Raw genomic sequence first — 13986 nt, 5'->3', positions numbered from 1 at the left:
GAGATTTCCAGTGAAAACAAGGCGAATTTACTTGCAATAGCTAGCCTATTGCAAGTAAATTCAACGCAGTTAGCGCTGAAAATAGCTGCTTGAGATAGATTTATTATCCAGAGTTCAGGTTAATTCGCTTTACAGGTATACCCGCTATTGTAGTGCGCTTCTACTAACGACCACATATTACACGCCACGTATTCTTCTTGAGTTTTAGTAACCTCTAAATCGCATATGGCTTCGTAATTATCAGCGGTGATATCTTCCAATGACAGTGTCATGTTTTTCCTTAAAAATAAATTATTTATATAGCTAAAACTTACCAGCATCTGTACCTATAAACAATAAATAGCTTTACCAACCCATTAGTTAAATGCCCTTAATTATTATCTTTTTAGGATACTATCAATATGTTATATTATAACAATTGATGTATTTAGCTCTATTTAAGTAAGGGTTAGTTTATGAAAGTGGTTACTCAGGGGCTGAGCGTTGTCCTGCTATTAGGGTTGGGCTTTAGTGCCCAAGCTCATGCGCAAAAACATGTGCATGGAGAAGGTGAGTTACTTATTGCTCAAGAGGGCAATGTGCTGCAAATGCAGTTTATTATTCCGGCTGCCGATGCCCTAGGGTTTGAACATCAAGCTGCTAACTCATCTGATAAAAATGCCATTAACGTACTCGCTCAGCAATTAAAAAATAGTAGCCACGCTATTGATATAAAAGGGCAATGTATTTTACAAAGCACCGAAAACTCACTTGCTCACAGCCACAGTGAGCACGATGAGCACGATGAGCACGATGAGCACGATGAGCACGATCATCATAATGTTGAAGCCACCTACAATTTTAACTGCAAAACACCGGTTGTGGGCTTTTCGGTCACGTTATTTAACTTAATGCCTTCGCTGAATGCGCTTAACGTGCAATGGATTAGTAATACGGGGCAAGGCTCAACAGAAGCGACGCGCAATAATCCTGTTATTAATTGGCAAAGCTAATATTTAGCCGCCAACTCACACCTATTAAACATACATTGCTGACTAAATAAGAGCTGTAAGCATGAAAAGCCAACTAATAAAAAATGCCCAAATAGTTAACGAAGGTAAAACGCAACGTGCTGATGTACGCATTACCAACCAATTTATTGAATGCATTGCTGCTAATATCACCCCGAGCGAAAACGATGATGTATTTGACGCAAAAGGCGCGTACTTGCTCCCAGGCATGATAGATGACCAAGTGCATTTTAGAGAGCCAGGGCTTACTCATAAAGGATCTATATTAACTGAGTCGCGCGCAGCAGTGGCCGGCGGTATTACAAGTTATATGGAAATGCCTAACGTTAACCCCTCAACCACAAACAAAGCTGCGCTTGAGGCCAAATACGCCATAGCCGAGCAGCATTCTTATGCCAATTACTCTTTTTACCTTGGCGCAACCGAGCACAATTTAGATGATATTAAAGCGCTCGATCCTAAAAAAGTATGTGGCGTAAAGGTGTTTATGGGCGCCTCTACCGGTAATTTATTAGTAGAGAACCCACAAGCACTTGAGGGGATATTTCGCGAATGCCCTGTGCTTATAGTTACCCACTGCGAAGATGGTAAAACCATTAGCAAAAACAATCAGCGCTATGAGCAACAAGGCATTGTGCCTAGCATTACCGACCATCCAAAAATACGCGACGCAGAAGCTTGTTATGCCTCATCGTCGTATGCGGTGTCGCTTGCTAAAAAATACAATACGCAATTGCATGTATTACACATAACCACCGAAAAAGAGCTGAGCTTATTTACTAAAGGCGATATAGCCAATAAAAGCATTACCGCAGAAGCCTGTGTACACCATTTATATTTTAGCGAGCAAGATTACCCCGCCTTAGGCAACTTAATAAAATGTAACCCTGCCATAAAAGCTAAAACCGATCGTGATGCGCTTATAAACGCGGTTAAAAATAATCAAATAGATATTATTGCCACCGATCACGCTCCGCATACATGGCAAGAAAAACAAACCGATTATGTTAATGCGCCAGCAGGTTTACCCTTAGTAGAGCACGCACTTTTAAGCTTACTAGAACACGTTAAACATAATCGCTTAAGCATAGAACAGGTGGTAGAAAAAACCGCACATAACCCCGCGCTGCGTTTTAAAGTAGATAAACGCGGCTTTATAAAAGAGGGCTACTACGCCGACCTAGTGCTGGTAAGTACACAGCAAACCACAAAAGTGAGCCACGACTCTTGCCGCTACCTTTGCGGTTGGACGCCTTTTGATGGCGTTGAGTTTTCATCAAAAATAGTAAGTACGTGGGTTAATGGCGAGCGCCTTTACGATGGCAAAACAGTCTCTAAACCTAGCAAACCTGCCATGCCTCTTGTTTTTAATCGTTAATTGGAATAGTTAAATTTATGAATGCTAAAAGCCATTTGCCAGATATTACTTCGCAGAATAACTCTTTGAATGCACAACCTTTACAATGGGTAGGGATGGAAGGAATTTCGCTGCCTTTGCATGTTTTACCACACGATGGCGAACCTATCCATACGCACGCCAAAGCCGATATATTTGTAAGTTTAAATAAAGCCGAAGCCAAAGGCATACATATGTCGCGTTTATATTTGCTGCTTAAAGAACAGCTTGCAAACCAGCCTTTAACAGGCGAAAGTTTAACAGCGTTATTAAATACTATGCTGCACTCTCAGCAAGGCCTAAGCCTAAGCGCTAAAGTAAATTTAGCCTTTGAGTTAACACTTAATAAGCCTGCGCTGTTATCAAATCAGTCGGGGTATCAGGCGTATCCGGTGAATGTATGTAAAACCATTGAAGACGGTGAAATTAATACCGAGCTTAGCCTTACTATTGCTTATTCAAGCACGTGCCCGTGCTCAGCCGCGCTTTCACGAAAAGCATTAAGCGATGCCGTTGCAGAGCAATTTACAGAGCAGCACGTTGATAAAAACGCATTGCTAGAGTGGCTATCATCAGAGCAAGGCAGTATTGCTACACCACACAGCCAGCGCTCATACGCGTACATAACAATGCGTATTAAAGGTGAAGAGCTTCCTGACTTACCTGCACTTATTACACAGCTAGAAAGTGCGATTGGTACGCCTGTTCAAACCGCAGTAAAGCGCGAAGACGAGCAAGCATTTGCCAAGCTTAATGCCGAAAACTTACTTTTTTGCGAAGATGCCGCCCGCAGAATCAAACAGGCCTTAGAGCTAAAAACCAACATTTGCGACTACCACTTTAAAGTTGAACACCAAGAAAGCTTACACGCTCACAACGCTGTTGTGTACGACCGAAAGTTTTCGCAGCAACGTGTTATTTAAAACCTTAATTTGCATATTTAGTAGGATAAAAATGTTAAGAAAAAATCCAAGTGGCCACATGCCAAGCGTCGCACAAAGCGCATTTATAGACCCAACAGCCATTGTGTGTGGCAAAGTAATCATTGAAGACAATGTATTTATTGGCCCTTATGCGGTTATTCGCGCCGATGAAGTAGACGACACCGGCGATATGCAGCCAATTATTATTAAAAAAAATTCAAACATACAAGATGGCGTGGTTATACATTCTAAATCGGGTGCCGCTGTATCCATTGGTGAGCGCACGTCTATAGCGCATCGCTCTATTATTCATGGCCCGTGCAGCGTAGGGGATGATGTATTTATTGGCTTTAATTCGGTAGTATTTAGATCGCATGTGGGAAATGGGTGTGTAGTTAGGCATAACTGCGTTGTTGATGGATTAGATTTACCTAAAGATTTTCATGTACCGCCAATGACCAATATAGAACCCGGCTTTGATTTAAACAGCATAAGCAAAGTGCCGCCAGAATATTCAACATTTTCTGAATCGGTGGTCTCTGCAAATCACGATTTGGTAAAAGGTTACAAGAAATTGGCTAATGAACTCTAATAAGCAAACGCTAAAGGCAATACCCACTAATATTATTAGTGGTTTTTTAGGTGCCGGAAAAACCAGCGCTATTGTATCGCTACTTAAAACCAAACCACGTACTGAACGCTGGGCAGTATTAGTAAACGAATTTGGCGAAGTAGGTATTGATGGTGCGCTACTTAATGGGCAACAAAACCCAAACAGCGGTGTATCTATTCGCGAAGTACCCGGTGGCTGTATGTGCTGTACCGCCGGCGTGCCAATGCAAGTTGCACTTAATCAGCTGCTAAAACAAGCAAACCCAGATAGGCTTTTAATTGAACCCACAGGCCTTGGCCACCCAAAAGAAGTATTACAAACACTTTCATCATCGCATTATAAAAATGTACTGAGCTTACAAAAAACAATTACTTTAGTTGATGCCAGAAAGCTCAACGACTCGCGCTATACAAGCCATGCTACGTTTAATCAGCAAATTGATATTGCAGATATTATTGTAGGTAACAAGCACGATTTATACGCTCATAATGACGCTGAAAAATTAACTGATTACGTAATAAGGCGCGCAAACCAAACACAGCAAATTGTATTTACTACACAAGGTGAAATAGCGCCTGAGTTGTTACAAGGTGAGTGCGGCTATAATCAACCAGCGCCTTGCACTGCGCATGCTCATACAAACTCAGGCCTTAATACCCGCGAAGCGCCGTTACCCACAAATGGCATACTGTGCATTGAAAATAGCGCTCAAGGCTATCAAAGTATTGGCTGGCGTATTAGTGCAGCACACATATTTAGTAAAACCGCGCTGCACGCTTTGTTTAGCAACTTAAAAGTAGAGCGAATTAAAGCTGTTATAAAAACAAACGAAGGGTTTGTAGGCTTTAACCTAGCAGAGCAAACCTTAACCGTTACCCCCTTAAACGATTGCCAAGAAAGCCGTATAGAAATAATAGCGATACAAATTAACTTTATGTGGGCGCAACAACTCATGAACTGCTTAATTCATAATAAAACCAACTCAGAGAAATCCAACCATGAACACATTTAATACATTAACCATTGCTTTAGTCAGTGCGCTTAGTGTTGGCTGTACATCTAACCAAGCTAACAATACTAATGAAAGTTTTTCAGCGCAGCCGGCCTCGCAGCTACAAGCTCAAACTCTACCTGCTTTAAAAATAGCGACTTGGAATGTTGAGCACCTTGCATACCCAATAGATACAGGCTGTAGAGCCAGAACGCCAAGCGAAATAGCAGCAATGAAAGCTTACGCAAACAATTTAAATGCTGATGTAATCGCCCTACAAGAGGTTGCGTCTAAAGAGGCGCTAGAGCAAATATTCTCTGAAGACGACTGGCAACTAATTATGTCTAGCCGAGCAGACAGCAAAGCCTATACGTGCCGACAAACGGGGGCTTTATCTACCCAGCAAAAAGTAGCCTTTGCAGTAAAAAAAGCAATACCTGTACTCAATACAGCTCCTATAGACCAATTAGGATTAGCGAGAGCAGGGCTGCGCTACGGATTACAAATAACCGTTAATACACAACAAGGGCCAACCGATATACTTAACGTACATATGAAAAGCGGCTGTTTTGTAGACGACTACTTAAAAAGCGACTCACCCGCGTGTAAAACCTATGCACAACAAGCACCAGTGCTTAATAGCTGGGTTGAAAAACACGAAACAGCAGGTACGCCTTACGTAATATTAGGTGATTTTAACCACCGTATATCAGCACCTTACAATAGGCTAACCCGCACTTTATTAAGTGATGAGCGCTCAACTCGTATTACAACCAGCCAATTATTAGGGTGCCAAGCACGCTACCCGGCGCCTATCGATCACATTATTGTTGGCGGTATGAATGCACAAAATATTGAAGCGTCGGCCCAGATGCATAAATTCAAAAATATGGATAACAAAGCCATGTTGAGTGACCACTGCGCTGTATCGGTTTCACTTGCTGCTAATGCGCACCCACTTTCATCAGCAGTGTTATGGCAAACAACCAGTAAAGAGTACAAAGCACTAGCAACTACAACCTATGAACAAGCAAAAGCAGCAGTGACGCAATTGCCAGACACAGCACGTAATTGGGTAGCTGTGATGGATGTTGATGAAACCGTACTTGATAATTCAGCTTATCAAAAACAAACCGAGCTTAACGGCAAAGGATATACACCACAATCTTGGCAGGCATGGGTTGCAAGCGAAAAAGCCACACTGGTACCTGGTGCTAAATCGTTTATAGAAACAGTGTATAAACACGGTGGAAAAATAGCGCTTGTTACTAACCGTAATAAGCAAAACGATTTGCACACATGGAATAATTTAAAAGCAGTAGGGTTACCTGTCACACTTAAAAACACCTGTTTAATTGGCCGTTCAGAGGCTGACAAAAACGCCGTTAATAACAACGAATTTATTAACGATAAAGACTTGCGCCGCCAACAAGTAACACAAGGCACAGCTGATTGTTTTTCACCAAGTGGGCAAAATAATAACTGGCAGCAGCCACAGGTTATTAAATTTCAAGTGGGGGATAACATAGAAGACTTTAGCGGCGTAACACAAGAAAGCGCCAATATAAAAACGCTACAACCCAAGCTTGGTAAATCATTATTTTTACTACCAAACCCTATGTATGGTTCGTGGTAAATACTATTAAAAAGGAAGAGTAATATGACCGAAAAATCACCAGCCCCAACAGGCTCAGGCTGCAGCAATACAAGCTGCTGCCCACCACCGCAAAGCCCTGTGACACGTGATGCGCCAAAGGTAGGGCGAAACGATCCGTGTGTATGTGGTAACGGCCGTAAATATAAAAAGTGTTGTGGTAAAAACGCATAAATTACAGCAAAGCTGCTTTTAATTTAGGCATAAAAAAAGGGCTAACGTTACGTTAGCCCTTTTTGTATTTAACCTAAATGTAAGTTATATCAACTGGCCGCCACACTTATTTTTTGTTCAAGCGTGAAGGGCTTTGCATTTAAGATACCGTTAATTTGAATAACAATTTCACTATTGCCTGCCTTATTTGCCACATATTTTAAACGATGAATACCGCGGGTACTGGCAATTTGTACAGAAGCAGCCCCAGTTAATTTAATATTTTTAGGGGCAACAAATTTTACACTTACCGCGCTGTAACGTTTAGGTACTAAGTAACTAAAGCTTGCCGTGCTGGGGTTACCCACTTTTACTTGCGCTTGTTTGGCATGTTCAAACGAGAAGTTTTGTAAAATAGGAGGCTGAAAGTGTTGCCGAGCAAAAGGATGAAACTGATTTAACCCCACGCCCGCATGAAACTCACACGCACCAGCGCCTAAAGAACTCAAAAAAGCTAAACCGCACAATCCTCGTTTTATATTTATGTATTTCACTTTAATCCTCGTACGGTAATACATTGTCTAACTTAAGCTGGTAAGCCGATGTGCCTAATTCGTTTTCAACGGTGTTTATCGTCAGTGTGCCTTCAAACCAAAATGCGTCATACAGGCTTTTAAGATCAACACCTTGATCAAACTTAACGTAGATTATTTGATTAGGTGGCGGCGGAGGCATATGCAGGCACGCGCCAAAATAAGGCACAATAAAAAACTCGCTAATACGTTTACCTTCTTCTGATTCAAGCGGCACTATAAAGCCAGGTATACGCAGCTTTTTATTATTGTAACTTTCAATCACTCGTACTGAGCTTAAAGCTTGCTGGTAGCGTTTATCTTGCTCGTTATCAAACGCTTTAGCGTCTAGGCTATTTAATGTGTCTTGCTCTGAGCCATCTACAATCTCTTCTAAGTATTCAGGCGGATTTAACAGCGCGTCTAAATCATCTTTAGGCATCAACTGAATCCACTCTATTTCTTCGTAGCTTGTACTTTGAGCCGCTGACTCACAAGTAAATACTAAACTGGCCACGGCAATAACACACCAAGCAACCATGTTAGTTACATATTTTGACATGTTTTTATCTCAATTAGCTTATTGCTTAACTAAAAACGTTATAACATATCAACACTTATCAAACCATAGGAGTCTCATCGTGCCTAATACAATTTCTGCGGCCTCTACTCCCTTAGCCATACATATTAACCAACTTAGCTATAAGTACCACAAAGCCGATAAAACCTCGTTTTATATTCCTACTTGGCAAGTAAAGCAGGGAGAGCAGGTATTTTTACATGGCGAATCTGGCTCAGGTAAAACCACATTACTTAACTTATTAGCCGGGGTGCTCACACCGCAAAGTGGCGATATAACCTTGCTTGATCAAGCATTTTCAACGCTTTCGTCAAAAAAGCGCGACAAATTTAGAGCGCAAAATATTGGCGTGGTGTTTCAGCAATTTAATTTAATACCGTACTTAAGTGTGTTAAAAAACATTCAACTTGCTAGCTACTTTGCAAAAACGGGCAATACGCAAATAGAGCAAGAGGCGAGCGCTCTGCTTTTAGCGCTTAAATTACCGACGACTATTTTGCAAAAAGCAGCTAATACATTAAGTGTTGGCCAGCAACAACGTGTGGCCATTGCCCGCGCTTTAATAAATAAACCTAAACTGTTATTAGTTGACGAACCCACCTCAGCATTAGACGCCGCATCGCGAGATGCATTTATGACCCTGCTAATTGATTTATGTAAGCAACACGGCATAACGCTTGTATTTGTAAGTCACGATATGCACTTACAACAATTTTTTGAGCGCAACGTAAATGTAGCTTCACTTTTAAAAGAGGAGGGCAGCAAATGCTAGTATCGTTAGCATGGAGCAGCTTAGCCAGTAGACGTAAATCGGTCATACTTACTTTTTTATCATTACTTATAAGTATAAGCGTACTGTTAAGTGTTGAGCATATTCGCCAGCAGGCCAAAGAGAGCTTTAACAGAACCATCTCTGATGTAGATATGATTGTGGGCGCACCTAGCGGGCAGTTAAACCTTTTACTTTATTCGGTATTTAGAATGGGCAGCCCCACCAGTAATATTAATTATAAAAGCTATGAAACCCTAAAAGGCAGCTCATTAGTTAAATGGGCAATTCCCATTTCGTTAGGTGATTCGCACCGTGGTTTTAGAGTAATGGGCACCAATAACAGCTATTTTGAACACTTTAAATACGGCACTAAGCAACCACTTACTTTTAGTAGCGGCCAGCCATTTAATACATTATTTGAAGCGGTAATAGGAGCCGATGTAGCTAAAAAGCTCAATTATAAAATTGGCGACAGCGTAGTGATTGCTCATGGTATTGGTAACACGAGCTTTACCCATCACGACAACACCCCCTTTATAATTAAGGGCATACTTAGCCCAACAGGCACGCCGGTTGATAAAACCATACATGTAAGCTTAAACGCCATTGAGGCCATACATTTATCACCGGCAAAACAAGCTAAATTACTTAATAATGTAGACTCGGTAAACACCACACCTGAGAGCATTACTGCAGTAATGCTGGGTTTAAAGTCTAAGTTTTCAACCTTTAAATTACAGCGCGATATAAGCAACTATAAAGCCGACAGGTTAATGGCTGTGTTACCCGGTGTTGCCATGACCGAGCTTTGGCAAATGATGGCAACCGTTGAAAACCTATTACGCATTATTGGTATTTTGGTGTTGGTATCGTCGTTATTTGGCTTATCAACCATGTTACTTGCCTCTATGGCGCAGCGTAAAAACGAAATTGCCGTGCTACGTGTATTGGGCGCTGGGCCAGGCATTATTTTTAGCTTAGTACTGGTAGAGGCGTTAATTTTAGTAATACTGGCAAGCATAGCTGCAACGGCTTTACTTAGCTTAACCTTGTGGCTTTTAGGTGATTGGTTAGGCACTACTTATGGCTTATTTTTAAATGCAAACATGCTTAATGTAGAGACTTTAAAAGTAATCGCCGTTATTACTGTTGCGGCTATTATTACCTCAGCTATACCCGCGTATGAGGCCTATAAAAATGCCCTACATAGCTCGCTCGGCTCTAAGAATTAGTACCTTTTACAAATTTAACCATGTAGTAAAAAAATGGCTGCAGTATTTAATACTGCGGCCTTTGTTTATAGTTAAACTTTTTTAAACGAGCTAAGTTTAGTAAGCGCCTGCGCTGTATATAAGCTCGTAGCTGTGGCTGTAAATCTCAAGGATGTTACCAAACGGGTCTTCCATGTAGATCATGCGGTATGGCTTTTCGCCAGGGTAATAGTAACGTGGCTCTGGCATACGCTTTTTACCACCTGCCGCAACAATACGGTCCGCCAAGCCTTCAACATCTGGGTCTTGTACACAAAAGTGAAAGATACCGGTTTTCCAGTATTCAAAATTGTCTTTAGGGTTTTCTTGGTCTTTAAATTCAAAAATTTCTACACCAATACGGTCGCCTGTTGAAAGGTGCGCTATTTTAAATTTTTCCCAATCTGGACCAAATACATCGGTACACATTTCGCCAATGGGGCTGTTATCTTCAGTGATCACGGTAGGCTCCATTATGGTGTACCAGCCCATCACCTTAGTGTAAAACTCTACGGCTTTTTCAACATCCGGTACTGAAATACCAATGTGCGAAAAACTACGTGGATATGTATGACTCATAATATGTCCTCTTTAACGTGCGGCTTGTTTTGTAACGAGTTGATGGAGTTAGTTTACGAATCAGCAGTTATTAAGTAAAATTATCATTAATCATCATTTTGAGTACGTTTTGTAATGATAAACCCAACATGGTTAAACACGTTTTGTACTTTGGTTGAGGTAAATCATTTTACCCAAACAGCCGAGCGCCTTTTTATGACTCAATCAGGCGTAAGTCAGCACATTAAAAAGCTAGAGCAGCAAGTAAACTGCGCGCTATTAGAGCGCCACGGCAAACAATTTACCCTTACCGTACATGGGCAAAATTTGTATCAACAAGGCAGCTTGTTATTAAAAGAATGGCAATTTTTAGAACAACAATTAAAAGATGATTCGCCTTACAGCGGCCTAGTAAAAATACAATCGCCAGGTAGTTGTGGGCTACAATTTTATAGCCAGTTATTAGCGCTGCAGGCAAAGCATACCGAGCTTAATATTGATTATCGCTTTGCACCCAATATAAGCGTAGAGCAAGCCGTAGCAAACCACAGTGCCGACATAGGCTTTTTAACTCAAGCCCCCACACTTAGCGAAGTTACTAGCCACAAAATTGGTAATGAAGCCTTACTACTGGTCACTCCCGCACATATTAAAAACCCAACGTGGGAGGTTTTATGTGAGCTTGGCTTTATTGGCCACCCCGATGCAAAACACCACGCGCAGCTGCTACTAAGCGAAAACTACAGTGAGTTTGAACATGTTGATCAAATTAAGCGCACGGGGTTTTCTAACCAAATAAGTTTAATACTGGAGCCGGTAAGTTTAGGGCTGGGTTTTACGGTTTTACCTGCGCATGCTGTTAGCGCATTTAATAAACCTGCGCTTATTAAAACGCATCACTTAGCTAATCCAATCAGCGAAAATATTTATGTGTGCCATCACCGAAATAGACCAATGGCAAAACGCATGAATACAGTGATTGAACTAATAAAGGCGGGAGTAAATAGTTAAAACGTAAACCCCCTTTACACCGACAATGTAGAATTTAATACCGGGCATAAAGGGGATGTAGTTAAATTAATTAACGCTTTCTAATTTAGCTTTTAAATCGAGTAAATCGGTTGCAATAGTATTTGGCTGTATTTCCCACGGATCGAAAATAGAATCCTCAGAACGCTTTATCCACGCACCACGCATGCCATGCGAAATAGCGCCGGTTATATCAAACGGATTGCTCGAAATAAGCCATGTGTTTGCACCTGTTGAATTGGTTTCGCGTAAAAAGTGACTATAAACCCCTGGGTTTGGTTTAAAGGTTTTAACGTCGTCGGCGCTTACTACACCTTCAAAAAGTTCACTAATGCCAGCGGTTTCGAGCAATTTATTTACCGCATCAGCAGCGCCATTTGAAAATGCAAACAAACGGTAATCTTTTGCTTTTAGTTGCTCAAGGCCTGCTTTTACATCATCGAACGCAGGAAGCGTTTTATAAAGCTCTAACAGTTTCCCTTTTTGATCTTCACTTAGCTCGGTTTTGTGTGCTAAGCAGGCGTAATCTAGTGCGTGTTTTGTACATAGTGAGAAAGGAATATAATTTTGCATTAATCCACGTCTAAATGAATACTCTAATTGCTTTTCGCGCCAAGTATTTGAAAAGTTTTGCGCGTTATCACCAATCATATCTTCAAGTAATGAAAGTACGCCGTGAGTATTTATAAGCGTGCCGTATACGTCAAATGCGAGTGTGGTTGCCATGTTTGCTCCGCAATAAAATAAATTAAGTTGGTTTTAGAGTACTTGCTTACAGCTTAACTTATTTTGAACGAACGCTCAATTTAATAAACACTATATAACCAGAGTTCAGCTTATGTAGGTAGTCAGTGAAAAAGCGGGGCGTTTAGGTAGGCATAAAAAAGGTGCGCTTAGTTTTTAGCACACCTCATAGATAAGTTTTATACTGGCGCGTTTTGCTCAATAAGATTTTTGGCTTTTAACTCACTCCAAAATGCATCTGGAATGGTTACCTTCATTGACGCAACATTTGCATTAATTTGATCGGCAGTACGTGCACCAGGCACTATTGAAGCCACTGTAGAAGGCGCTTCTGCAAATTGCAGCGCTGCTGTTTTAATATCAATTCCGTGCTTTGTAGCCACTTGGCTAATGGCATTGTATTTTTGCTGCATAGGCGCTGGAATTTTAGGTGAATAATTAAAACGATTTCGCCCTGTTAAAAAGCCACCATTAAGAGGAGCACCAATAACAGCTGAGATCCCGCGCTTATCAAGCATTGGGAATGTTTTATTAAGCGCTTCTTTGTGATCTAAAATTGAATACTGCAGCGCTAATAAACAAATATCGGGATCAGACATATCAAGCGCTTTATAAACTGCGTGAGGAGTATTTACCCCAAAACCCCAGCCTTTAATTATTCCTTCGTCACGCATTTTAGTAAGTTCAGGTATGGCACCTTTAGCGGCTTGATCAAAGTATTTAAGCCAATCGTCGCCCATATCACTATTTTGAGGCGATAAATCGTGAATATAAACAATATCAAGCGACGCCACGCCAATTCTTTGTAGAGTATCTTCTATTGAACGACGCGTGCCCGAGGCTGAATAATCATACTTATAATGAAACGGTGAATGATCGGCCCAGTGCCAGCTATTTTCTAAAGGCTCAGCGGAAGGTGTAAGTAAGCGGCCTACTTTTGAAGATAAAACATAATCTTCACGTTTTTTATTACGTAATAAGTCCCCAAAGCGCCTTTCACTTAGACTCAAACCATAAAACGGAGAAGTATCATAATGCCGTATGCCTGCGTCCCATGCAGCATTTAACATTGTTAGAATTTCTGCATCGCTAGATATAGTGTTAAAACCGTTACCAGCGGCTAGTCCGCCTAAACCCATTCTTGCTTCAGGGCGATAGTGTTTAGCGTTTGTAACATCATTGGTGGGCAAGGCTGCACTTTTATCGATTGGCCCCTTAGTTGGCATAAGCTGCCCTTGAGACATTTTTACCTTTAGTTGCTCAGCTAGCGCTGAAGCACTAAAAATAGATCCTATACCTAAAGCTGCACCTGCTTTAATAAAATTTCTGCGAGATACCATGTAACTATTCTCCTTGATTAGGTTAAATATCTACGCTACAAGCTAGTATAAATAACAACCAAATTCAAGCAAAGAGGAGACAATAAACTATAATACTATCAATAAGATAATCAAATTAACAAGCGCTGAATACGCGTTTGAATTAACATTTAAAACGGATTGTTTTCTTTACTCGTATAGTGCTTTTAAATGTACAAAACAGTGCGCTTTAATAGCTTGATAAAAAAGCAAACTTCCAAATTGGTGCACGCTATAATACTCATTTATACAACATAAAAATGGTTACGTTTATTAGATGTGTACAAATTAGTAAACAAAACCGTAATAAATTAAAGGTCAAGAATAATCTCACTAGCAAAGCGATTGCGGCAACACTTGGCTAATTTAACCGAGCGTAGTTG

Annotated in this window: 16 protein-coding genes; 10 read left to right on the top strand and 6 right to left on the bottom strand. The window is 40.9% G+C overall.

The annotated features are described in order from the left end of the window. Positions 1-119: 119 nt before the first annotated feature. Positions 120-272 (bottom strand): hypothetical protein, encoded by a 153-nt coding sequence (locus V6260_RS03890; RefSeq protein WP_425355701.1) that lies wholly within the window; start codon positions 270-272, stop codon positions 120-122. A gap of 183 nt (positions 273-455) precedes the next feature. Here V6260_RS03890 and V6260_RS03885 point away from each other — a divergent pair, with 183 nt between their 5' ends. The 7 genes from V6260_RS03885 to V6260_RS03855 all read left to right on the top strand — a co-directional run bounded on the left by V6260_RS03885 (position 456) and on the right by V6260_RS03855 (position 6761). Next, positions 456-992: a ZrgA family zinc uptake protein gene (locus tag V6260_RS03885; protein ID WP_341592763.1), complete on the top strand. Its 537-nt coding sequence runs from the start codon at positions 456-458 to the stop codon at positions 990-992. A gap of 61 nt (positions 993-1053) precedes the next feature. Further along, a complete protein-coding gene (locus V6260_RS03880; protein WP_341592762.1) occupies positions 1054-2388 on the top strand; it encodes a dihydroorotase in 1335 nt (444 codons plus the stop codon). Between the two features lie 17 nt (positions 2389-2405). Beyond that, positions 2406-3329, top strand: coding sequence for a GTP cyclohydrolase FolE2 (gene folE2, locus V6260_RS03875; protein ID WP_341592761.1), 924 nt, complete (start codon positions 2406-2408; stop codon positions 3327-3329). Between the two features lie 31 nt (positions 3330-3360). Then, positions 3361-3921, top strand: coding sequence for a DapH/DapD/GlmU-related protein (locus V6260_RS03870; protein ID WP_341592760.1), 561 nt, complete (start codon positions 3361-3363; stop codon positions 3919-3921). Next, complete coding sequence (locus V6260_RS03865) at positions 3911-4954, top strand: GTP-binding protein (RefSeq protein ID WP_341592759.1); 1044 nt, start codon at positions 3911-3913, stop codon at positions 4952-4954. The genes V6260_RS03870 and V6260_RS03865 overlap by 11 nt, the downstream gene beginning before the upstream one ends. Further along, complete coding sequence (locus V6260_RS03860) at positions 4941-6569, top strand: HAD family acid phosphatase (protein WP_341592758.1); 1629 nt, start codon at positions 4941-4943, stop codon at positions 6567-6569. The genes V6260_RS03865 and V6260_RS03860 overlap by 14 nt, the downstream gene beginning before the upstream one ends. 24 nt (positions 6570-6593) lie before the next feature. Further along, entirely contained in the window at positions 6594-6761 is a 168-nt protein-coding gene (locus tag V6260_RS03855) for an SEC-C metal-binding domain-containing protein (protein ID WP_149592827.1), read from the top strand. A gap of 89 nt (positions 6762-6850) precedes the next feature. Here the strand turns inward: V6260_RS03855 and V6260_RS03850 are convergent, their stop codons facing one another. Beyond that, entirely contained in the window at positions 6851-7294 is a 444-nt protein-coding gene (locus V6260_RS03850) for a hypothetical protein (protein ID WP_341592757.1), read from the bottom strand. A 1-nt stretch (position 7295) separates the two neighbouring features. Next, the gene (locus V6260_RS03845) at positions 7296-7874 is read right to left on the bottom strand and encodes a DUF3299 domain-containing protein (RefSeq protein WP_055018986.1); all 579 of its coding nucleotides are present in this window, start codon (positions 7872-7874) and stop codon (positions 7296-7298) included. 79 nt (positions 7875-7953) lie between these two features. Between V6260_RS03845 and V6260_RS03840 the strand changes: the two genes are divergently transcribed. Together V6260_RS03840 and V6260_RS03835 are read left to right on the top strand one after the other, a co-directional pair. Further along, a complete protein-coding gene (locus V6260_RS03840) occupies positions 7954-8664 on the top strand; it encodes an ABC transporter ATP-binding protein (protein WP_341592756.1) in 711 nt (236 codons plus the stop codon). Further along, the gene (locus tag V6260_RS03835; protein ID WP_341592755.1) at positions 8658-9896 is read left to right on the top strand and encodes an ABC transporter permease; all 1239 of its coding nucleotides are present in this window, start codon (positions 8658-8660) and stop codon (positions 9894-9896) included. Before V6260_RS03840 ends, V6260_RS03835 begins: the two co-directional genes overlap by 7 nt. A 96-nt stretch (positions 9897-9992) precedes the next feature. Here V6260_RS03835 and V6260_RS03830 read toward each other — a convergent pair whose 3' ends face one another. After that, complete coding sequence (locus V6260_RS03830) at positions 9993-10493, bottom strand: lactoylglutathione lyase family protein (RefSeq protein ID WP_055018988.1); 501 nt, start codon at positions 10491-10493, stop codon at positions 9993-9995. 114 nt (positions 10494-10607) lie between these two features. On the opposite strand from V6260_RS03830, the gene V6260_RS03825 reads away from it, so the two are divergent. Continuing rightward, complete coding sequence (locus tag V6260_RS03825) at positions 10608-11483, top strand: LysR family transcriptional regulator (RefSeq protein WP_341592754.1); 876 nt, start codon at positions 10608-10610, stop codon at positions 11481-11483. Positions 11484-11549: 66 nt separating this feature from the next. Here V6260_RS03825 and V6260_RS03820 read toward each other — a convergent pair whose 3' ends face one another. Both V6260_RS03820 and V6260_RS03815 read right to left on the bottom strand, forming a co-directional pair. Then, positions 11550-12227 (bottom strand): haloacid dehalogenase type II, encoded by a 678-nt coding sequence (locus V6260_RS03820; RefSeq protein WP_341592753.1) that lies wholly within the window; start codon positions 12225-12227, stop codon positions 11550-11552. Between the two features lie 197 nt (positions 12228-12424). Beyond that, positions 12425-13585 (bottom strand): aldo/keto reductase, encoded by a 1161-nt coding sequence (locus V6260_RS03815; protein ID WP_341592752.1) that lies wholly within the window; start codon positions 13583-13585, stop codon positions 12425-12427. Positions 13586-13986: the final 401 nt, after the last annotated feature.

Origin of the sequence: Pseudoalteromonas aliena (assembly GCF_038155085.1) — a bacterium.
GTDB lineage: Bacteria > Pseudomonadota > Gammaproteobacteria > Enterobacterales > Alteromonadaceae > Pseudoalteromonas > Pseudoalteromonas aliena_A.
The sequence above is the reverse complement of the archived record's forward strand: the minus strand, read 5'-3'. Positions and strand labels throughout refer to the sequence as shown.